Origin of the sequence: Oceanobacillus sojae (genome assembly GCF_007991515.1) — a bacterium.
Classification (GTDB): domain Bacteria; phylum Bacillota; class Bacilli; order Bacillales; family Amphibacillaceae; genus Oceanobacillus; species Oceanobacillus sojae.
Genome location: NZ_BJYM01000012.1, coordinates 117,836 through 138,446, shown reverse-complemented (window position 1 = coordinate 138,446; position 20,611 = coordinate 117,836). Strand labels below are relative to the sequence as shown.

At 38.7% G+C, this 20,611-nt stretch carries 24 protein-coding genes and 1 riboswitch; of the genes, 8 read left to right on the top strand and 16 right to left on the bottom strand.

The features are described from left to right. Nucleotides 1-289 precede the first annotated feature (289 nt). Genes hisC through hisZ form a run of 9 tightly spaced genes read right to left on the bottom strand, consistent with a single transcriptional unit; the run spans nucleotide 290 to nucleotide 7,805 of the window. Nucleotides 290-1,348: a histidinol-phosphate transaminase gene (gene hisC / locus OSO01_RS14820; RefSeq protein ID WP_147211239.1), complete on the bottom strand. Its 1,059-nt coding sequence runs from the start codon at nucleotides 1,346-1,348 to the stop codon at nucleotides 290-292. Continuing rightward, entirely contained in the window at nucleotides 1,341-1,973 is a 633-nt protein-coding gene (gene hisIE / locus OSO01_RS14815) for a bifunctional phosphoribosyl-AMP cyclohydrolase/phosphoribosyl-ATP diphosphatase HisIE (RefSeq protein ID WP_246145178.1), read from the bottom strand. The genes hisC and hisIE overlap by 8 nt, the downstream gene beginning before the upstream one ends. Next, a complete protein-coding gene (hisF, locus tag OSO01_RS14810; RefSeq protein ID WP_147211235.1) occupies nucleotides 1,973-2,734 on the bottom strand; it encodes an imidazole glycerol phosphate synthase subunit HisF in 762 nt (253 codons plus the stop codon). Before hisF ends, hisIE begins: the two co-directional genes overlap by 1 nt. Continuing rightward, entirely contained in the window at nucleotides 2,724-3,446 is a 723-nt protein-coding gene (hisA, locus tag OSO01_RS14805; RefSeq protein WP_147211234.1) for a 1-(5-phosphoribosyl)-5-[(5-phosphoribosylamino)methylideneamino]imidazole-4-carboxamide isomerase, read from the bottom strand. The genes hisF and hisA overlap by 11 nt, the downstream gene beginning before the upstream one ends. Then, complete coding sequence (hisH, locus tag OSO01_RS14800) at nucleotides 3,443-4,051, bottom strand: imidazole glycerol phosphate synthase subunit HisH (RefSeq protein ID WP_147211231.1); 609 nt, start codon at nucleotides 4,049-4,051, stop codon at nucleotides 3,443-3,445. Before hisH ends, hisA begins: the two co-directional genes overlap by 4 nt. Before the next feature lie 36 nt (nucleotides 4,052-4,087). After that, complete coding sequence (hisB, locus tag OSO01_RS14795; RefSeq protein ID WP_147211230.1) at nucleotides 4,088-4,672, bottom strand: imidazoleglycerol-phosphate dehydratase HisB; 585 nt, start codon at nucleotides 4,670-4,672, stop codon at nucleotides 4,088-4,090. After that, nucleotides 4,659-5,963, bottom strand: coding sequence for a histidinol dehydrogenase (gene hisD / locus OSO01_RS14790; RefSeq protein ID WP_147211229.1), 1,305 nt, complete (start codon nucleotides 5,961-5,963; stop codon nucleotides 4,659-4,661). The genes hisB and hisD overlap by 14 nt, the downstream gene beginning before the upstream one ends. Further along, entirely contained in the window at nucleotides 5,944-6,597 is a 654-nt protein-coding gene (gene hisG / locus OSO01_RS14785) for an ATP phosphoribosyltransferase (protein ID WP_246145177.1), read from the bottom strand. Before hisG ends, hisD begins: the two co-directional genes overlap by 20 nt. Next, the gene (gene hisZ / locus OSO01_RS14780) at nucleotides 6,594-7,805 is read right to left on the bottom strand and encodes an ATP phosphoribosyltransferase regulatory subunit (protein WP_147211227.1); all 1,212 of its coding nucleotides are present in this window, start codon (nucleotides 7,803-7,805) and stop codon (nucleotides 6,594-6,596) included. The genes hisG and hisZ overlap by 4 nt, the downstream gene beginning before the upstream one ends. A gap of 275 nt (nucleotides 7,806-8,080) precedes the next feature. On the opposite strand from hisZ, the gene OSO01_RS14775 reads away from it, so the two are divergent. Next, nucleotides 8,081-8,869, top strand: a complete 789-nt coding sequence (locus OSO01_RS14775; protein WP_147211226.1) for a histidinol-phosphatase HisJ family protein — start codon at nucleotides 8,081-8,083, stop codon at nucleotides 8,867-8,869. Nucleotides 8,870-8,964: 95 nt separating this feature from the next. After that, on the top strand, nucleotides 8,965-9,399 hold the full coding sequence (locus tag OSO01_RS14770) for a universal stress protein (protein ID WP_147211224.1): 435 nt from the start codon (nucleotides 8,965-8,967) through the stop codon (nucleotides 9,397-9,399). Between the two features lie 79 nt (nucleotides 9,400-9,478). Here the strand turns inward: OSO01_RS14770 and OSO01_RS14765 are convergent, their stop codons facing one another. From OSO01_RS14765 to OSO01_RS14755, 3 genes are read right to left on the bottom strand one after another with little or no spacing between them, the layout of a single operon-like run. After that, nucleotides 9,479-10,249 carry a DUF2705 family protein gene (locus OSO01_RS14765; RefSeq protein WP_147211223.1) on the bottom strand — a complete coding sequence of 257 codons (771 nt, stop codon included), beginning with the start codon at nucleotides 10,247-10,249 and terminating at the stop codon, nucleotides 9,479-9,481. Beyond that, nucleotides 10,246-11,181, bottom strand: coding sequence for an ABC transporter ATP-binding protein (locus OSO01_RS14760; protein ID WP_147211221.1), 936 nt, complete (start codon nucleotides 11,179-11,181; stop codon nucleotides 10,246-10,248). Before OSO01_RS14760 ends, OSO01_RS14765 begins: the two co-directional genes overlap by 4 nt. Then, on the bottom strand, nucleotides 11,174-11,965 hold the full coding sequence (locus OSO01_RS14755) for a MerR family transcriptional regulator (RefSeq protein ID WP_186813671.1): 792 nt from the start codon (nucleotides 11,963-11,965) through the stop codon (nucleotides 11,174-11,176). Before OSO01_RS14755 ends, OSO01_RS14760 begins: the two co-directional genes overlap by 8 nt. 239 nt (nucleotides 11,966-12,204) lie before the next feature. Between OSO01_RS14755 and OSO01_RS14750 the strand changes: the two genes are divergently transcribed. From OSO01_RS14750 to OSO01_RS14730, 5 genes are all read left to right on the top strand, one after another. After that, on the top strand, nucleotides 12,205-13,254 hold the full coding sequence (locus OSO01_RS14750; protein WP_147211218.1) for a metal-binding protein ZinT: 1,050 nt from the start codon (nucleotides 12,205-12,207) through the stop codon (nucleotides 13,252-13,254). Nucleotides 13,255-13,520: 266 nt separating this feature from the next. Beyond that, nucleotides 13,521-14,327 (top strand): alpha/beta fold hydrolase, encoded by an 807-nt coding sequence (locus tag OSO01_RS14745; protein ID WP_147211216.1) that lies wholly within the window; start codon nucleotides 13,521-13,523, stop codon nucleotides 14,325-14,327. 166 nt (nucleotides 14,328-14,493) lie between these two features. After that, nucleotides 14,494-15,417, top strand: a complete 924-nt coding sequence (gene murB / locus OSO01_RS14740; protein WP_147211214.1) for a UDP-N-acetylmuramate dehydrogenase — start codon at nucleotides 14,494-14,496, stop codon at nucleotides 15,415-15,417. Between the two features lie 114 nt (nucleotides 15,418-15,531). Beyond that, nucleotides 15,532-15,578, top strand: a riboswitch (PreQ1 riboswitch). Between the two features lie 77 nt (nucleotides 15,579-15,655). Further along, complete coding sequence (gene queF / locus OSO01_RS14735) at nucleotides 15,656-16,153, top strand: preQ(1) synthase (protein WP_147211213.1); 498 nt, start codon at nucleotides 15,656-15,658, stop codon at nucleotides 16,151-16,153. Between the two features lie 47 nt (nucleotides 16,154-16,200). Then, entirely contained in the window at nucleotides 16,201-16,836 is a 636-nt protein-coding gene (locus OSO01_RS14730; RefSeq protein WP_147211211.1) for a queuosine precursor transporter, read from the top strand. A 121-nt stretch (nucleotides 16,837-16,957) separates the two neighbouring features. On the opposite strand, the gene ehuA is transcribed toward OSO01_RS14730, so the two are convergent. The 4 genes from ehuA to ehuB form a co-directional block, all read right to left on the bottom strand. Further along, nucleotides 16,958-17,728, bottom strand: a complete 771-nt coding sequence (gene ehuA / locus OSO01_RS14725; protein WP_147211210.1) for an ectoine/hydroxyectoine ABC transporter ATP-binding protein EhuA — start codon at nucleotides 17,726-17,728, stop codon at nucleotides 16,958-16,960. Next, on the bottom strand, nucleotides 17,728-18,441 hold the full coding sequence (ehuD, locus tag OSO01_RS14720) for an ectoine/hydroxyectoine ABC transporter permease subunit EhuD (RefSeq protein ID WP_147211208.1): 714 nt from the start codon (nucleotides 18,439-18,441) through the stop codon (nucleotides 17,728-17,730). Before ehuD ends, ehuA begins: the two co-directional genes overlap by 1 nt. After that, nucleotides 18,441-19,100, bottom strand: coding sequence for an amino acid ABC transporter permease (locus OSO01_RS14715; RefSeq protein ID WP_147211206.1), 660 nt, complete (start codon nucleotides 19,098-19,100; stop codon nucleotides 18,441-18,443). The genes ehuD and OSO01_RS14715 overlap by 1 nt, the downstream gene beginning before the upstream one ends. 138 nt (nucleotides 19,101-19,238) lie before the next feature. Next, on the bottom strand, nucleotides 19,239-20,099 hold the full coding sequence (gene ehuB / locus OSO01_RS14710; protein ID WP_147211205.1) for an ectoine/hydroxyectoine ABC transporter substrate-binding protein EhuB: 861 nt from the start codon (nucleotides 20,097-20,099) through the stop codon (nucleotides 19,239-19,241). Between the two features lie 343 nt (nucleotides 20,100-20,442). On the opposite strand from ehuB, the gene ytzI reads away from it, so the two are divergent. Continuing rightward, complete coding sequence (ytzI, locus tag OSO01_RS14705; RefSeq protein WP_147211203.1) at nucleotides 20,443-20,607, top strand: YtzI protein; 165 nt, start codon at nucleotides 20,443-20,445, stop codon at nucleotides 20,605-20,607. Nucleotides 20,608-20,611: the final 4 nt, after the last annotated feature.

Below are 20,611 nucleotides of genomic sequence, written 5' to 3'. Positions count from 1 at the left end.
AACATAATAAATCGGCTGATTTTAAATTATATGAGATAGAGTAGTTACAGAGTGAAAGTGTAGATATGTTCTAATTTTATACTGCTAAAACCGGGACTTTTTCATTGATTTAGTAGTATGACTGTATTCAAAAAGTGAGTATGGTCATAGTTTTATTATAGTTATTGCGAAAATTTATACAACTTTTTTATGAATTTTTTCTATATAAAAGTAGTGTTTCGTATAGAAAGCTGTTAGAAAATTAATATCTAACAGCTTTCTGCTAATCTATTTAGTTGGATCAGATAAATTACTTTTTAATAATTCTATCGATTGCATCTAGAAGCTTACTCATCTGTTCTTGCGTTCCAATTGAAATCCGCACATAGTTTTCCAGCTTTGGCTGATTAAAATAACGGATAAGGAAGCCTTCCTGCTTCAATTGAGTAAAGAGTTTCTCTGCCTCCATATCAGAGGGAGAAGCAAGGACAAAATTGGTTTGAGAAGGGAGAACATAGAAATTCCTTTTCTCCAATTCCTGACGAAAATACTCTCTTACTGCAATAATTTCCTGCTTTGTTTTTTCAAAATAAGCTGTATCCTTAAACGCCTCTATTGCTCCAACGATAGCTAACCGATCCATCGTATAGGAGTTAAAGGAATCCTTTGCCCGGTTTAACCCTTCAATCAGATCTGGATGACCCAAGGCTAGTCCGACACGTAATCCGGCAAGGGAACGGGATTTGGATAAGGTTTGTACAACAAGCAGATTTGGATAGCTGTCAATCAGCGAAACAGCGGAAGCTTCTGCAAAATCGACATAAGCTTCATCAATAATAACCACTTGATCCGGATTATTTTTTAAGATTTCTTCAATTGCCTCTATCTTTACATAAAGGCTGCTTGGGGCGTTTGGGTTAGGAAAAATAACTCCGCCTTCAGATTGAAAGAAGGCTTCGACAGGCAGACTGAAATCGTCCTCTAAAGCAACTTCTTCCACATCCAGCTGATAAAGCTTTGCAAAAGCCGGGTAGAAGCTATAGGTGATATCTGGATATTTTATTGTTTTTCCAGGTTCAAAAAATGTCATAAAACTGAAGGCAAGCACTTCATCAGATCCGTTACCGACAAAGACCTGCTCCTTTTTCAAGCTAAAGAAGCTGCCGATTTCCTCTCTAAGCTCATCCACGGTAGGGGAAGGATAAAGCTGTAATTTTACAGACTCTTCTTGAATAGCTTTCAGCACTTTAGGAGATGGCGGAAAGGGATTCTCATTTGTATTTAATTTGATAATGGCAGGGTCATCTAATTGTTCTCCAGGAACATAAGGCTCCAGCTGTTTAATTAATGGATTCCAGAATTTACTCACGATGCTGTCCCTCTTTTTCAATATGACGCTCATTTAGTATTTGTTTAATGTCTTTGGTAGTAACACCTTGGTTTTCCATTAAGACAAGCGAGTGATATAATAAATCAGCTAATTCATTTGTTAATTCCTCTTTATCATTGTTTTTTGCGCCGATAACTACCTCTGTTGATTCTTCACCGATTTTTTTCAGTATTTTATCCAGCCCTTTATTGAACAGGTAAGTAGTATAAGCACCTTCCTGCGGATTTTCTTTGCGGTCTTTAATCTTGCCGGTAAGCTCATGAATCATAGAGAATAAAGGCTTCTCGTTTTCTAATAATGTATTTTCGAAGCAGGTGGTTGTACCTTTATGGCAGGCTGGACCTAATGGCTGAACCTGGACTACTAAAGCATCCTGATCACAATCAACCTTTATTTTTTTTACCAGCTGTTTATTACCGGAGGTTTCTCCTTTATTCCACAGTTCCTTGCGGCTGCGGGAATAAAACCATGTTTCACCGGTTTCTAATGTTTTTACTAAAGAAACCTCATTCATGTAGGCTAAGGTCAGCACTTCTCCAGTTGTATAGTCTTGAATGATAGCCGGGATCAGTCCATTTTCATCATACTTTATTGAAATTTCCATTATGCTCTCCTCCTCATTGGAATTCCTTGTGAGGATAAATATTCTTTTAATTCCGGAATTGGAATCTCCTCGTAATGAAAGACGGATGCGGCGAGTGCTGCATCAATTCCTTCTGTGAAAACTTTTGAAAAATGTTCATATTTACCTGCACCACCGCTGGCGATAACAGGGATATTTACTGCATCTGCAATTTTCTTTGTCAATTCAATTTGATAGCCGTTTTTCTCACCATCAGAATCCATGGCATTTACAACAAGCTCGCCCGCTCCAAGTGCTTCTCCTTGTTTTGCCCATTCAATTGCATCCATTCCGGTGTCTTTTCTTCCGCCATTAATAAATACATGAAAGTCGCCATCTGCTGTTTTTTTTGCATCAATCGAAAGAACAATGCATTGACTCCCGAACTTGTCGGAGGATTCTTTAATTAATTCTGGACGCTGTACGGCAGCACTATTCACGGATACTTTATCGGCGCCTGCGTGAAGAACACTGTGAATATCTTCTATTGTGCGAATACCGCCGCCGACCATAAATGGTATTGCGATTTCACGGGCAACCTGTTCTACGACATCTAAGAAGATATTCCGTTCTTCATTGGAGGCTGTAATATCATAAAATACAAGCTCATCTGCACCTTCCCGGTTATAGCGTGCAGCCAATTCGACCGGATTAGCAACATCTTTGATATCTTGAAATTTCTTTCCTTTTACAACACGTCCCTTATCCACATCAAGGCAGGGGATAATTCGTTTAGCGAGCATGATTATCCTCCTTTACAACATCCTCCAGCTGGATGGTTCCGTCATACAGCGCTTTTCCAATAATAGCTCCATAAAGGCCGAGCGACTGAAGATTAACAACATCCTCTTTACGGGAAACACCGCCAGAGGCAATAATATTCATACTGGTAGCTTTCTGCATTGCTTTTAATTCTTCGAGATTTGGTCCGCGCAGCATGCCATCCTTTAAAATATCTGTATATACAATCGTTTCTAAACCGGCTTCCTCTAATTTCTTAGCAAGGTCAGCTGCTTTTGTATCGCTGTTTTTTGTCCAGCCATCAGTTGCAACATAGCCATTACGCGCATCGAGAGACACAGCAATCTTATCACCGTATAACCTGATTGCTTCTGTAAGCATATCCCAATCTGTGATGGCTGAGGTACCGAGGATAACCCTTGCAGCACCGCCTTTTACATATTCTTTAATAATATCCAAAGAACGGATGCCGCCACCGACTTCTACAGGGATTGATAAAGCTTGAATGGTTTCTAAAATGACTTCTTTATTTTTGGCATCACCAGTTTTAGCACCGTCTAAATCAACCATATGAAGGAAAGCCCCGCCAGCCTCCTGCCATTTTTTTGCTGTTTCTACAGGGGAGTTGTTATAAGTAGTCTGCTGATTATAATCCCCTTGTTTTAAACGTACACAGTTTCCGTCCTTTACATCAATTGCTGGAAAAATAATCATGAAATCGACTCCTCATAATTTTTCAATAATGCAATCCCGACATCACCGCTTTTTTCCGGATGAAATTGCATGCCTGTTATATTTTTATTCTGTACAATAGCTGGTACGCGTCCACCATAATCTGCGCTTGCAACAAGTGTATTCTCCTCCAGACCATCCACTGCATAGGAGTGGACAAAATAAACATATGGTTCATCACCAAGATTATTTAACAAGGCACGGGCCTGATCTGCCTGCTGGAGAATATTCCAGCCCATATGTGGGACCTTTACTTTGTCAGAAATACGTTTAGCAGAACCGGACAGGAGACCAAGGCCATGGCAGCCTCCATTTTCTTCACTGTATTCATAGAAAAGCTGCATGCCGAGACAGATTCCTAAAATCGGTTTGCCATTTGCAGCTTCATCTTTCAGAATAGTATCCAGCTGATAGCGTTGTAATGCTTCCATCGCATCCTTGAAGGCGCCGACACCGGGAAGAATAATGGAATCGGCCTGATTAATTTCTTCCGGATCCATTGTCAGCTTGGAGGTTTTCCCTAATTTATCTAATGCAAACTGCAGGCTTTTGATATTTCCTGCACCGTAATCAATAATGGCAATCATATGCTAGGCTCCTTAAAAAAAGATAGATAAGCGTTATTACAGACTCCCTTTGGTAGAAGGTACGCCTTTCATTGTTGGATCGATGGATACTGCCTCGCGGATTGCACGTCCCAATCCTTTGAACATCGATTCAATCATATGATGTGTATTTGACCCATACAAAACCTCGACGTGAAGTGTTACCTTTGCATGGCTGGTAAAACCGATTAGAAATTCTTCAACTAATTCCGTATCAAAACTCCCTACTTTATCCTTCAGACCGTCTACCCGGTAAACTAAAAAGGAACGGCCGCTGATATCGATAGAAACAGAAGAGAGAGACTCATCCATCGGTGTTGTTGCTGTAGCATAGCGTTTAATGCTTTCTTTTGTTCCTAATGCTTCATTAAATGCCTGGCCAAGCACAATACCGATATCCTCAACAGTATGGTGCTGATCCACCTCTAAATCTCCATCACATTCAACTTGCAAATCCAGTCCACCATGTTTGGTGAAGAGAGTAAGCATATGGTCTAAAAAGCCGACCCCTGTTTTTAATTCAGATTTTCCTTCTCCATCTAAGTTAAGAGCAAGAGATATGCTCGTTTCTTTCGTTTGCCGTTTTTTTTCAGCTTGACGCATAGTTATTCTCCTTTCGAATTCGAATAGCATTCGCGTGAGCTGTAAGACCTTCCGCGTCTGCAATGGTAATAATCGTATCTGCATAATCAAGCAGCCGTTCTTTTGAATAATGAATAGTGCTTGATTTTTTCATGAAATCATATACACCAAGCGGGGAAGAAAAACGTGCTGTCCCGTTTGTTGGCAAGGTATGGTTAGGGCCTGCAAAATAGTCTCCCAAAGGCTCACTGGAATATGGTCCGATAAAAATAGCTCCAGCATGCTTTACTTTTTGAACCTGCTCCTCGGCTCCTTCTCCCATTAATTGCAAATGCTCCGGAGCAATGGAGTTAATTAGCTCAATAGCCTGTTCCTCGTCATCACAGATAATAATTTTTCCATTTGCCTGAATGGATTCACGGATGATTTCCTCACGCTCCAGTAATGGAATTTGCCGCTCAATCTCTTTTTGCACTTCTTCTGCATAATCAGCATCTGTAGTCACACATATCGAAGTGGCATCTTCAGCATGCTCTGCCTGTGATAATAAATCAGCGGCAACATAGGAAGGAGGGACGGTGTTATCAGCGAAGGCACAAATTTCACTCGGACCAGCAATCATATCAATTGCTACATCGCCGAACACCCATTTCTTCGCACGGGCGACAAAGGCATTCCCTGGTCCGACAATCTTATCCACTTTAGGCAGGCTCTCTGTTCCATAGGCTAAAGCAGCCACAGCTTGGGCCCCGCCGATTTTGTAAACACCGGTAGCGCCTGCAATTTTTGCGGCTGTAAGAACGACGGGGTCCAGGCTTCCATCCGGACGGGGAGGGGTTGTAATGACAACCTGGTCTACACCGGCAACCACAGCTGGAATAACATCCATTAATACAGTTGAAGGATAGCTGGCTTTTCCTCCAGGTACATAGACACCGACACGATTGAGCGGTGTAATTTTTTGTCCCAGCTGAATACCTGGCTGCGGGCTGAATTGAAAGCCTTCTTCTTTTGTTTTTTTCTGATATTGCCGAATATTCTCGGCTGCAGCTGTTAATGCTTTAAAAAGTTTCGGTTGCCCTGTTTTTATACTATTAAAGGCATTATTCCATTCTTTCTCTGAAACAGAGAGAGAGGTAATAGCAGCCTTATCAAATTTTTTAGTATACGCAAGTGCTGCTTCATCACCGCGTTCCTGTACGGCACGGATGATTTCTAAAACCTGCTCATCTAAATTTTGCTGCATCATCTGTGTTGCTTTTGCTGTATTTGTTACATTTTGTTGATACGTTTCATAATCGAGAATTTGCATTTTTCTCACTCACAACCTGTTCCAATTTTTTTAGTACATCTTGAATTTCCTTTGAACGTGTGACAAAGCTTGCTTTATTCACAATAAATTTCGTGCTGATCGTCTCGATATCTGCTAATATTTCCAATCCATTTTCGTGCAGCGTATTTCCTGTCTCGACAATATCAACGATATAATCTGCGAGACCAATCAATGGCGCCAGCTCAACGGAGCCATTGAGATGCACGGTTTCAATCGTCTGATTGCGTTTATCAAAAAAATTTTTAGCGATATTCGGATATTTGGTGCCAATCGTCAAAGATTGATTATCAGGAAGAGAGACACCTTTTTTTCCAGCGACAGAGAATTTACATTTTCCAATCCCTAAATCAAGAATTTCGTAAACGTCCGCCTCTGTTTCTATTATATTATCTCTGCCGACAATACCGATATCGGCAGCACCTTTTTCTACATAAATAGGGACATCCATCCCTTTTAAAAATATTAATCGCAGAGTCTTGTCTTTATTGAAAAAAACAAGTTTACGTGTTTTTTCATGAAAATCTTCGAAATGGATTCCTGCTGCTTCTAATAAATCAATGGATTGCTTAGCAGGACGTCCTTTTGCTAAAGCGATCGTTACGGGCTGCATCATTCAACGTCCTTTCTTAAATACCAATCTAGTAATTCCTGTTCGGTTTTAAATTCTCTTTGTTCTTTTTGTTTACTATATACTAATTTTTCAGTATTTACGAATATTCCCGGTGAATCAGAGAGTTGCTCATCCTCTTTAGCAGTTCTGACAATGACCGTATAATTTGCCGTTCTTAACGCTTCTGCAAGCTGAAATGCTCGCTGGCGTTCAGAAGCTTCATAATGAAGCTCAATAATCTCTTCTTCTGTAAAAACACCGGAGAGTAAGTCAACCAGTAAATTCACCTCAAAGGCAAATCCGATGGCAGGCATTTCCCGGTAAAAGGATCGGCTTAAATAATCATAGCGTCCTCCCATCATAATTGGCTGTCCCAAACCTTCTGCGAATCCCTGAAATATAATCCCTGAATAATAATTCATATGGTTAATCAGTCCAAGGTTAATTGAAATGTAGGAATCAACCTGATAGTCTTTAAGAAGCTGATAAACTTTAGACAAATAGTCCAGCTCTTCACGCATGCGTTCTGTTGAGATAATATTCTCTGCTTCATCGATAACAAGACTTGCATCGCCGTAGAGCATAGGAATTTTTCGAAGCTTTTCGATTAAAGAAGCGTCCAAGTCCAAGTCTTTTAAAAAAGGAACAATTTCAGAGATATTTTTGGATTGAATATATTGATCCAGCTGTTTTTGCTGCATAGCGTTAAGATTGGCTTCACGTAATAATTCTTTATAAAAGGTTGCATGGCCGATTTCTATTTTAAAGGAAGGAATGGCTAATTCTTTTAAACTTGTAACAGCTAATGCAATCAGTTCCGCATCTGCTTCAGGTGTGCGCTCTCCGAACAGCTCGACACCTGCCTGAGTACGGGAACGTTCTTCTAAAGTAGAACGAAAAATATCGAGCACATAAGACAGACGGCCGGATGTCACCTTTTCCTGCAGGTGGGTATAGTGCCTGGCGATTGGAATGGTTGCATCTGGACGCAGAACAAGCACTTTTCCAGAGGGATCAATCAGCTTTAGCATGTCAGCTGTATTAACGGTTCCCTGGACATCATTATATAAATCATAATCTTCAAAAACAGGTGTCTCTACCTGCTGATAGCCGAATTTTGTGAACCGATTGGTTAATTTATGGATAACATGACGTTTTTTAGCGTATTGTTTCGGGTAGAACATGGAATGAAGCAATTGTTTATTTCTCATAAAATTCTCCTTCTATTTTTAGAGGATGTTCAAAAAGTCCAATAAAGATCACTCAGCGAATTTCTGCGTTGACGTGCTTTTTCCGATACTCACGTATTATAAAGCATACGCTCCGTTCGTAAAAAGCACGTCGCCTTGAACTTCTTGGTCCTATTTATCGCCCTTTTTGAACACATACTTTTAACGCTTTATTAATTTAATGCTTTATCTAATTAAAGTTATCTAGTATTATAATAATGTTCAGAAAAAAAGTCAATGAAAGGAGTTAAACTTTTATGTATGATTTTCATATGCACTCAAGCTTCTCGGCAGATTGTGAAGCACCAATGGAGGATATGATTCAGGAAGCGATTAAAAAAGGGCTTAAAGAAATTGCATTTACCGAGCATTTAGATGTAGACTATCCGGATGAGGAATGGGATTTCAGTTTTGATCCGGAAGCTTATCAAAAAAAATTAGAAGGTTTACGGGAGAAATATCAAGATAAAATTGAAATACGTAAAGGGATTGAAGTGGGCGTACAGCCGCATGTGCTTAAGGAGACATCCGAATTTATTGACCGGGTAAAGCCGGAATTTATCATTTGTTCTATGCATGCAACGAATGGACAGGATTTACATTCTGGTGAATTTTTTGAGGATAGAACCATAGATGAAGCATACCGTGTTTATTTTGAAGAATACTATGCGTGCTTAAAGAATTTTAAAAATTATCATATTCTTGGACATCTTGATTTAGTCAGCAGATACGCGTCTGGAGGACTGGAGCATTTGCCAACGGATATTATAGAAGAAATATTAAAATTAGTTATCTCGGAAGGCAAAGGAATTGAGTTAAATACATCCGGCTATAAATACGGCATGGATGCTCCGTTGCCAAGTAAAAATATATTGCGCTTATATCGTGAACTTGGCGGAGAGATAATCACGCTTGGTTCTGACGCACACCGTCCGGGAGAAATTGCTGCTCATTTTAAGGAAGCAAAAGATATATTAACAGAGTGCGGTTTTTCTTATATATGCAGTATGAATGGAGAAGAGATTCACCATCATTCCATTAAATAATGCCTCTTCTTCAGCATATTTCTATTTTATAAAAGTTTTTTGCAGATGTGTTACGATAATATTAGGAAGAAAATATGAATTAGGGAGGAATAGTAATGAGTTTTAATATTTTAGTAGCTTATGACGGATCCGACCTTAGCAGAAAAGCAGTAGAAGAAGCAAAAAAACAGGTTAAGCTTGCGGAGGACGCCGTCCTGCATATTGTAACCGTTATTTCGAATGGCGGGCCAACTGTAAATGTAGCTCTTGCCCGCAGTTTTATGAACGATTTGGCCGAAGAGGCCCGCCCTGCTATTGAAAGCATTCGTGAGGAGTTAGAAGGAGCAGGGGTTGCGTGTAAAACAGATATTCTGATGGATTATACCTTCCGTAATCCAGCTTCACAATTAATTGATTATGCGAAAGAAAATGAAATAGGATTGATTGTTCTGGGCAGCCGGGGGCTGGGAGGAGTAGGAAGATTCTTCCTGGGAAGTGTCAGCAGTCAAATTGTTCATCAGGCAGAGTGTAAAGTGTTGGTTGTTAAATAATAGGAGGAAAAAGAAAATCTAAAGCTGACTTTGATAGTTGACCAGGGCTGCTTTAGATTTTCTTTTTCTATATAATAAATTAAAAATCCCTTTTTTGAAATGAGATAATAGCTATAAGAGATGTAATTACTAACCAAAGTAATAATAGACCGATACTTGTGAAAGTTCCCAATGCTTCAAAGGATCCCTCAGCAGCAGTCCCGGATAAACTGTGTATTGCTGACTGAGGCATGATAGGCAGCAGTACTTTTTGAACGGTATCTGAAAACATATTGATAAGCGCCGGAAATGCTATAACAATGATGGAGAAAGCAATGCCTCCCCCGCTGCTCTTGAAAAAAATAGTCGCAGCAACGGTAAGCAGGCAATAAAACACCGGCATCACCATGATGCCCAGAACAAATTGTCTGATATCAGCATTTGCAAGATTTGCAGCATCCATATTATTCATCATTAGAATGACTTGGCTGCTTAAATAAATGAGAGCAATAAGCAGGACACTCAGTACAATAGACAGGAAGAAAAAGGTTATATATTTTCCCATAAAAAACTTTTTTCGATCTGGACAGACAGTCAAAGAGGAATAAATCGTTTCTGCAGTAAATTCTCTGGATATAGACAATCCTGTAAAAATAATCAGCAGAATACTGGCTAAATCAATTCCCAACATATTTGCTGAAACTACCTCAAGGACCGATAAATCTGTGATGGCTCTACCTTGTGTAACATGTGTAGTTACGGAAAAAATAAATCCTGCTACTAAACTGATTCCAATTGTAAAAAGTAAATATACTCTTGAAAAGCGGAGAAAGAAAATTTTTTTATGTTCTGCTTGAATAACATTTTTCATTTTAATTCCCTTCCTTCCACAGGAGTAGTGCCGGTCGATACGTAATCCATTTTACCTTCTGTTAATTCTACAAATAATTCTTCTAAGGAAGGCTGTACTTTGGTTAATTCGTATAAAGCCAAATTCTTTTCCTTTGCCAGCAACCCGATTTGTTTCATCTCCAAATGATGAACATGCAATTCTTTATTTTTATTTTGTTTAATATCCGCACCTTTTTCTGTTAGCAGGGATATTAATTCTTCATTATTTTCACATCTTACTTTGACATAAGCGCCGAGGCTTGTTTCTGCCAGTTCAGCTACTGTCATATCTGCAATTAAATTTCCTTGAGCAAGAATAATCATTCTGTCTGCTATCATTTGCATCTCACTCATCAGATGACTGGATATCAGTACTGCTTTTCCATTCTGTGCCAGCTTTTTTGTTAATTCACGTAACCAATGAATGCCATCTACGTCCAATCCATTAAAAGGTTCGTCAAGGATAACTGTTTCCGGATTGCCTAAAAGAGCAGTTGCTATACCTAAGCGTTGTTTCATTCCTAAGGAGAAAGTGTTGACTTGCTTGTGCTTTACATTTTCCAATCCTGTTTCGATTAGCATTTTTTCTGTTTGTTTTTCAGGAATACCACTTGCTGCGGCGATTAATTCTAAATGCTGTTTCGCCGTTAATTTTGGGTTTACAGCATCCCCGTTGATTAAGGCCCCTACTTTGGAAATAGGCTGCTTTAGATCTTTATAGCTCTGTCCATCAATTGTTACACTGCCCTCACTCGGATTCGTTAATCCTAAAATCATTTTCATCGTTGTTGATTTGCCTGCGCCATTAGGACCTAAAAAGCCTGTTACAACACCGGGGTGAATAATGAGCGATAATTGATTTACAGAGATTTTATCCTTGAAGGTTTTCGTTAAGTTTTTTATTTCAATCATTTTTATTCCTCCAAACATCAGATTTGCCAGAGGATAAATAGTAGTCTACAGACTTATCGATAAAGGAATCTGTAAATTCCATCAGCCGATAATCCTCCTCCGGCCATTGTTCCCGGTTTTTATAGGAATTCTTATGAGCTGAGAGTAAATCCTGGTTTCCTTCTGAAATACTTACAACCATCTCTATCCATTTTTTTGCAAAAGCTTGCCCTTGCTTACTATCCGGTTCAATATCGTTTAGTATGTGAGCAACAGCTTCTAATATAAGTGCTTTCCAATCCCAATATATTTCTAAAACCTCTTCCCAATTCTGATAATGCTCCATAAAGGTATTTTCTGCTTTTTTATCAAATGCAACATCTTTATATTGATAAATAGTATCCTTGTTTAAAGAGATAATTAATTGCACGAGGTTCCCTAAAGGAAGTGAATCATTTTCATTCATTCCAGCGAGGCTTGTTTCAATCAAAGCAATATTACTTTTGATATCATGCAGCTTATAGTAGAATATCTCCCTTTGTTTTTCCAATACGTTAATAAGCTGCTTTGCTGTTGTGGTTTCTTCCAGCAGCTTGGAAATATCTTTAATTTTTAACCCTAAAGACTTGTAAAACAAAACCTGCTGCAGTCTTGTTAAGTCTGACTCCTTGAAATATCTTCTTCCATTTTCTTCATCTTTTTCCAGTGGAACTAAATTGATATTATCGTAATATTGTAACGTCCGGACGGTGACACCGGTAAGCTTGGAGATTTCACCGATTGAAAATCTGCTTTCTTTTTCCACGATAGCACCTCCTTATTATCATTAAATCACATTACGTTACGTCGTCATCAATACCTTGAATAAAATTCTTAAAAAATAAATCCTCCTTAGCATGTAATAAAGCTTATAAATCTATTAGAAACAAATTTGTATTTTTAAAAAGGTAAAAAATCTCTTGACCATTAATAGGCACCTATGTATAATTTAAATCGTAATCATTACGAAACGTAATCATTACGTATAATGAAAGGAGCATCTATATGAAGAAGTTTTGGCAATTAGGAATTATTTTAGGTTTAATTAGTTTTCTATTTATAGCCGGCTGTCAATCGGGAAATGACGAAGCAGCCAGCCAGGAGGAAGGAACAGATAGCCAAGAAGAGGCAGAAGGGAATCATGAAGAAGAAGAGCATGATCACGATCATGGTGATGAAGCTGTTTCCTTTGATGATGTACCAGAAAATATACAAATTGAAGGTTTATCCGACCATTACCATACAGGCGATGTCTTTAAGTTAGAAGCAGTAACGGAAGAGGACTTGGATCATTGGCATTGGTACATACGTGATTCTTCTGAAGAGGAATGGACTGTGGTAGAAGATCAATTTGAGGACTCTTATATTGGTGACGCAGAAGTAGATGGGCAGGAGGTTATAGCAGTTCTTTACAGTGATGATCACGAGGCTGTTGCTAAGTCTCCTGTAACAGAAATTACAATCGATGACCATGAGCATGGTCATCATCACCATCATGGAGATGATGAGGAGAGCCAGCAAATCTATGAAGGATATTTTGAAGACGAACAGGTAGAAGATCGTCCATTGGCTGATTGGGAAGGTGATTGGCAATCCATCTATCCATATTTAGAAGATGGTTCTTTAGATGAAGTATTCGAGCATAAAGCAGAAGAAAGTGATGATATGACAGCGGATGAATATAAAGATTACTATACAACTGGCTATGAAACAGATATAGAGCGTATCGTCATTGATGGAGACGAAATTACTTTTTACCAAAATGGCGAAGAGCATACAGGAACGTATGCTTATGACAGCTATGAAATTCTTGAATATGAAGCTGGAAACCGCGGTGTCCGTTATATTTTCGAATTAGAAGGAGAAGCGGATGAAAATCTGCCGGGATATATTCAATTTAGTGACCATGGAATTGCTCCTGGTGAATCATGGCATTTCCATTTGTATATGGGAGATGATAATGACGCCTTATTAGAAGAAATGGATAACTGGCCGACATATTATCCATCTGATTTAGATACCGATGAGATTGTTCATGAACTAATTGCTCATTAATGATTAATAGCAAATAGAATGCTGTTTATAAAAGCAGATTCTATTTGCTTTTTTATTGCACTATAAAAAAGAAGTGAAATTGCAGCGTGAGTTTTGGTGAAAAGAGGGGTTCCAGCTCTGGTAAATCTGTATCTTTTAAGGCTTGACCTGCCAATTTTTCTTCATCGGAAAAGATGTCTTAACAGGATAAGGATGTTATAATAGCTATGTATTTTTGTTAATAATGCAAACATAGATTTACAAAAGAAATTGAGGGAAGTAAATACATGAGAAAGAAGATAGCAGGTATTGTTTTGAGTATAGTAATTGTGATTGGTGCTGCTTCAGGTTTTTATTTCTATCAGCAGAATCAAACGCAGGCAGAAGAATATACTGGGGCACCGACTATTTTTATACATGGCTATAAAGGAACGGAAAATTCGTTTGGATATATGCTTGACCGCTTTGAAAATACGTACCAGTGGGGTAATAAAGGTTTTATTTACTATGTTCAAAAAGATGGGAATATAATTGATTATAATTTAAATAAGGGAAGATACGCACCGACGTTTGTACAGATTGTTCTGGAAGACAACCGTGCAAGCTTTCAGAACAGTACAGAATGGATTGCAAATGTGCTCCTGCACTTAAAGGAAAACTATCGTGTAGAGGAGGTTAATCTGGTTGGCCATTCTATGGGCGGCATTCTGGCAGTGAAATATACGATGGAGTATCCGCTGAATGGTTATCCAACAGTAAATAAGCTTGTTGCAATTGGCAGTCCGTTTGATGGTATTTATAATGAAGGTTATTTTGAATTACATCAGGATGAAGCTGCAGACGATTTAAAACCCGATTCCCGCGCTTTAAATGTACTGCGGGAGAATATGTTTCCGGCAGATGTTAATGTGTACAGCATAGCCAGTACAGGAGATACTGTTGCAGTGCCGGAAAGTGTAAAGACTTTAAGGAATATAATACCGGAACAAAATTATAAAGAGACAATCATTGATGATCCGCAGCTGACACACAGTGCTATGCATGAAAGCCCACAAATTGATAAATTGATTTATAGCTTTTTGTGGCAAGATTAATTGGATTCAACTACAATAGTATAGGATTCATCAAAAATAGATTACTCCAGCCTTATTGAAAGTTAAAGCTGGAGAGACTGGGATGTCTGCTTTTAAACAGTGGCAGAAAAAAGAATAACAATGCCAAATGTATATATATCATTTGGCAAATTAAAGGAATGATAGCATGAATAAATACCATCATCTCTACGATCAATTAATTCAACATACAAATAAAGATAATGTATTAATCAATGAGCCGATAAGAGAACATACGTATACAAAATTAGGCGGGGCTGCAGATTTTTATATCACGCCATCGTCTTATGAAGAAGTACAGGCAATTATCCGCTTTGCCAACCAGGAAAATGTACCATTTACAATGCTTGGAAATGGTTCTAATTTAATCGTGAAGGATGGCGGAATCCGGGGAATTGTTATGAACCTTCAACAGCTGGCGTCCATTTGGCGAGAAGGGGATAAGGTCATCTCTCAAAGTGGTGCAAGAATTATTGATGCTTCCCGTTTTGCTTTGAAGGAAGAACTTACGGGACTAGAGTTTGCATGCGGGATTCCGGGTTCTGTCGGGGGAGCTCTGTATATGAATGCAGGCGCATACGGCGGAGAAATTAAAGATGCGCTGGAAAGCACAGTAGTTGTAACGAAAGATGGAGAGCTGCTGTCATTAACTGCGGATCAGCTGGATCTCAGCTATCGCACAAGTAATATCCCGGACAACGGCTATATTGTTTTAGAAGCAACCTTTGCTCTAAAACCCGGAAGCAAGGAAGAAATTAAAGAAGTAATGGATGATCTTACATATAAGAGAGAATCCAAGCAGCCATTGGAATATCCATCTTGCGGCAGTGTATTTAAGAGGCCGCCCGGTTTTTTTGCCGGCAAGCTGATTCAAGACAGTAATCTTCAAGGACAGCAAATTGGTGGAGCGGAAGTTTCTACAAAACATGCTGGTTTTATTGTCAATAAAAATAATGCAACAGCGTCAGAATATATTTCATTAATTCAATTTGTCCAGGCGACAGTGAAAGAGAAATTTGATGTACAGTTAGAACGTGAAGTGCGCATTATTGGCGAGGATATGGAGAAATAAAATTGTAGAGCAGGCTCCGGGCATGAAAGGTAAGATACGGAACTTTGTAATATAAAAGAAAGATTGACATTCAGAGTCTACATTCTTATAATATGAAGTGTTAATTTTAACCAATAGGCAGAGGTTCTTAGCGTTAACCCTCTATAAAAAACTAAGGACAACTTGTAATTATCAAGCTGTGTTCCTTGGGAGCATGGCTTTTTTGTTTATCTTAAAATATCAAAAGGAGGTGAGCAGCATGGCAGGAAGAAGTGAAAAGGATCTGCAAGGAATTGAATTGCTGGGAAATAAAGAAACGAAATATGCGTTTGATTATACACCAGAGATTTTAGAGGTGTTTGATAATCAGCATCCGAACCGGGATTATTTTGTGAAATTAAACTGTCCGGAATTTACAACACTTTGTCCAATGACAAATCAGCCTGATTTTGGAACAATTTATATCAGCTATATTCCAGATATTAAAATGGTAGAGAGTAAATCTTTAAAATTATATTTATTCAGTTTCCGAAACCATGGTGATTTCCATGAGGACTGTGTCAATATCATTATGAATGATTTAATTGAACTGATGGATCCCCGTTATATTGAAGTGAGAGGAAAATTTATGCCACGCGGAGGAATCTCCATTGATCCATATTGTAATTATGGAAAAACGGGAACGAAATTTGAAAAGATGGCAGAAGACCGGTTAATGCAGCATGATATGTATCCGGAAACTGTAGATAATCGATAGAGGGAAACGTTAGGTCCTTGAACCTTTGGAGAGAAGGGAACAGGATAATGTATATTTACTTAAATGCTGTCTTTGTTGGGCTGTTATTGTTGTCCAATGTTTTGTCGGTCAAATTATTTCAAATGGGAAGCTTTGTGTTGCCGGCTGCAGCGATTGTTTATGTGATTACGTATTTAATGATGGATGTTATTGGCGAGGTTTATGGAAAAAAGGCTGCGAGAAAAACGATTCAAGCCGGATTTTTCACACAGATTATTGCTATGATATTTATTTATATTGCGATTCAGCTTCCACCGGCAGCGGATTTTCAATCACAGGCTGCTTTTGAAGAAATTTTTAATGGGAGTTTCCGCGTGATTTTAGCCAGTCTGGTTTCTTATTTTGTCAGCCAGAACTTAGGTGTTACAATTTTTCATGGATTAAAGCATCGTCATGGCAGGAAAAAGCTATGGCTGCGTAATAGTTTATCAACGATGACCAGCCAGCTCATTGATACGATATTATTTATTACAATTGCTTTTTGGGGGATTGTCCCGACAACAGTTTTACTTGGAATGATTGTATCACAATATATATGGAAGTTTATTGTTGCAGTGATGGACACACCATTTGCGTATCTGCTGGTCCGCTTAGCTAGAAAGCATGAGGAGAAAAACCAGGCGGAGTTATTGGAGGCTTCTTAAACAGGAGAATCTGATAGATTAATTCTTGTATTGATTATAAATACATTGAAAAGACCAGCCAGAGCAAAAAATATCTGGCTGGTCTTTTATAAGCAATGTTCAGCAGTATAATTCTCTTCATTTATCCTCTAAAACGCTGCAGGAACGATTGTACGCGGGGATTCTCGGAATGCTCAATAACTTCACTTGCAGTTCCCTGCTCCGCGATAACCCCTTCATCTAAGAAGAGTACTTTATCTGCTATATCCAGGGCAAAGTCCATTTCATGTGTGACAAGAATCATTGCCATATCATCGTTTTCTGCAATATCACGAATGACATTTAAAACTTCCCCCACAAGCTCAGGGTCAAGTGCTGAGGTAACCTCATCAAACAGCATAATTTTTGGGCGCATAACAAGCGCACGGGCCATAGCTACACGCTGCTTCTGTCCTCCTGAGAGCTGACTGGGATAGTTATCCAGCTTATCTCCAAGTCCTACACGTTCAAGCATTTCTATGGAACGTTTTTTCACATCACTTTTTTCTTCATTTTTCACATGAACAGGCGCTGTCATACAATTTTCTAAAATAGTCATATGTGGAAACAGATTGAAATGCTGAAATACCATTCCAATATCTCCGCGAATAGAGCGTAAATGATTTTCATTTGCGTGAATCCATTTCCCGTTCTTCTCCATTTTCCACAGATTACGGCCATCCACGATAATATCGCCCGCTGTTGGCTGCTCCAATGTCATCAGCAGACGGATAATGGTTGTTTTTCCAGAACCGCTTGGGCCAATGACAGCTACTTTTTCAGCCGGGTATATATCTAAATCAATTCCTTTCAGCACTTCTACATCGCCGAAGGATTTATGAACATCTTTATAGGTAACGATTGGTTCAGCCATTATTGCATTGCTCCTTTGTCTTTCATGATTTGATTTTTATCGAATCTTTTGTTGAAACGATTCTCTAACTTCTTAATCAGCACTGCAGAAGGGTAGCTTAGTACTAAGAAAATGATTCCTACAATGGTTAACGGTTCAAGGTAGGACCAGTTTTCCGCACCATATGATCTGGCAAGCAGCATAATACCTGCTACCCCGATGGTAGATGCCAGAGGAACCTCTTTAAACATAATAATAAAGTAATTTCCAAGCATTGGAATGGTCGGCGGGATTGCTTGCGGAAGAATAATCCTTCGCCATTTATCCCATGTAGAAATATTCAGTGCAGTAGAAGCCTCCCATTGTCCCTTATCCACATTTTCAATTCCAGAGCGATAAATTTCACCAATATACGTACTAAAGTGTATACCAAGTCCCAACACGGCACAAGCGAATGGGTGAAGTGATATTCCAATATAAGGTATCACCGGTAAGGCGTAATAGATAAAAAATAATTGAACAAGTGGAGGCGTAGAGCGTATAAATTCCATGGTCCAAGTGACAATGAAATGAATAAAACGATTTGGGACGCGGCGTAAGAATGTCCACAAAAAACCAAAAATTAAGGCAAAAAGGTAGCTGGCAAACGTCAGTCCAATCGTAATCCCAAGCCCTTGTAATACCACTGGTAACGCATCGAAAAATGTATCCCAGCTCCAATAATTCAGGTTCATCAGCTAGCTACCCCCTTTTTAGCAATTTTTTCAGCCTTCCTGGTAAGGAAAATTAACGGAAGGGCTAATATGAAATAGAATATAAGTGCAGTTAGATAAATCAATGGTGATAAAGATAAGCTGGTGCTTCGCATTACATCTCCATAATATAAAATATCCGTTAATCCAATTAAAGAGACAAGAGAGGTCCCTTTTAAAATTTGAATGGTATAGTTACCGAATTCAGGAAGCATCATACGTACTGCCTGTGGGAAAATAATAAGGCGCATCCTTTGAAAAGAAGACATATTTAACGCAGTTGCAGCTTCATACTGTCCTTGAGATACAGATAAAATGGAGCTGCGGACGACTTCTGAAAGATATGCGCCATAGTTTAGGCCAATTGCAATGACACCAATCCACCAATTTGAACCCAGATTAATCCCAAATAGCATCGGAACTGCATAATACAGCCAGAATAGCTGAACAATCAACGATGTCCCCCGAAATACCTCTACATAAAATCCAGTCAATTTTCGTAATATAAAATTATTGGAAAGCCGGCATAGTCCTGCTATAAATGACATAGCATATGCAAACAGTGCAGAAGCAAATAAAATAGATACAGTTATTTGAATACCACGCCATAATTGCGGGGCAACCTCTAATATTGCACTAATGGTAAATACCTCCTTAATAATTATTGTGTGTGCATTTTTACTGGGATTTTATTACTCGCCAAAACAAAGATAGGGCGCTCCTTAGTGAAGGAACCGCCCTATGGAGTCTGAAAATATCTGTTTCATCTACTTTCAAGATTAATATTCACCCTGACATACTTGCTCCGTTGTTACAGAGCCGGCTTCAACAAAATTGCTTTCTGGATGAAATCCGTTTTGTTCCAATAATTCAGCAACAGTACCGTCTTCTTTTAACTCTTCTAATTTTTCGTTATATGCATCACGAAGCTCTTCATTTTCCAGGCTGAATGCAGCTGCACCATAGCTTGGTACACCGTCTATTTCTGGCTGTTCAAAACTTTCAACAATTTCTAAATCCTCTGTGTCAGCAGATTCAAAAGCCATTCGAACGGTCATTTCCGTACCAGTTGTTGCATCAGCACGTCCTGCTTGTATAGCAGAGAAGGTTGCAGGAATATCAGATGCAGTGATGATTTGGTCATCGGCAACTCCTTCTGATTTTAAAAATTCAATTTCTGTAGCTCCTTCCATAACAACTACTGTTATATCCGGATTATCTGCAATATCTTTGTAGCTTTCAATAGATAATGGATTACCTGCTTCCACAACAAGTCCTTCGCCATATACCATTTCCGGCTCACCGAAAAGTGCATTTTCACAGCGGTCCGGTTGGATAGCCATACCAGCAGTAACAACATCAAACTGTCCTGCCTGTACTCCTGGAATCAGCTCACTGAAGTCAGATAATTTACCTTCTACATTATCAACACCAAGCTCAGCAAAAACTGCTGTGGCAATATCGACGGCCGCTCCTTTTAATTCACCATCTTCTTCATAAGCATAAGGTGATTCATTTGCAAAACCGACTTCGACCGTACCAGAATCCTGAATGCTTTCTAAACTATTATCTGAACCGCCGCAAGCAGCCAGCAGCAATAGAAATAAAGCAAGACCAATAAGTATTATTTTGTTCCTCAACTAAATGCTCCCCCTTAAAAAATAATAGATAATAAAAAATGTTGATTAACATTGTCGCTATTCTCTAAAAAAAGAATATTACATGAAATCAACATGAGTTAACAAATATGTTACAGAGAAAGAAAAATATTCTCAAACTGTATATTTCAGCAAAAATATGCTTTATATGCTGTTTAATGGAATGATTGGGAAATAACTTAAAAATACCAATATATCCGGTAGTATAGTTGCTTATTCTCTATATAACTCAGGAATAACATTTTTGAGGAAGGATAGAAATTTATTGAAAAGGTATGTATAGTTTAATAGGATAGAAGATAAGAAGGGATAATGGAGGTATATCATGGGGTCTTATATCGCAGTAATTGCTGTTTCAGTCATTGTGGTTGCAATGGTTATTATTTTATCTTTAGTTACTTTATCAAAAGGATACGGCTATAAGCATAAAATAGATCCGCTTCCTGATGAAGAGGAGGAAAAGGATAACGACAGGGATAATGAGAATTAGAAAG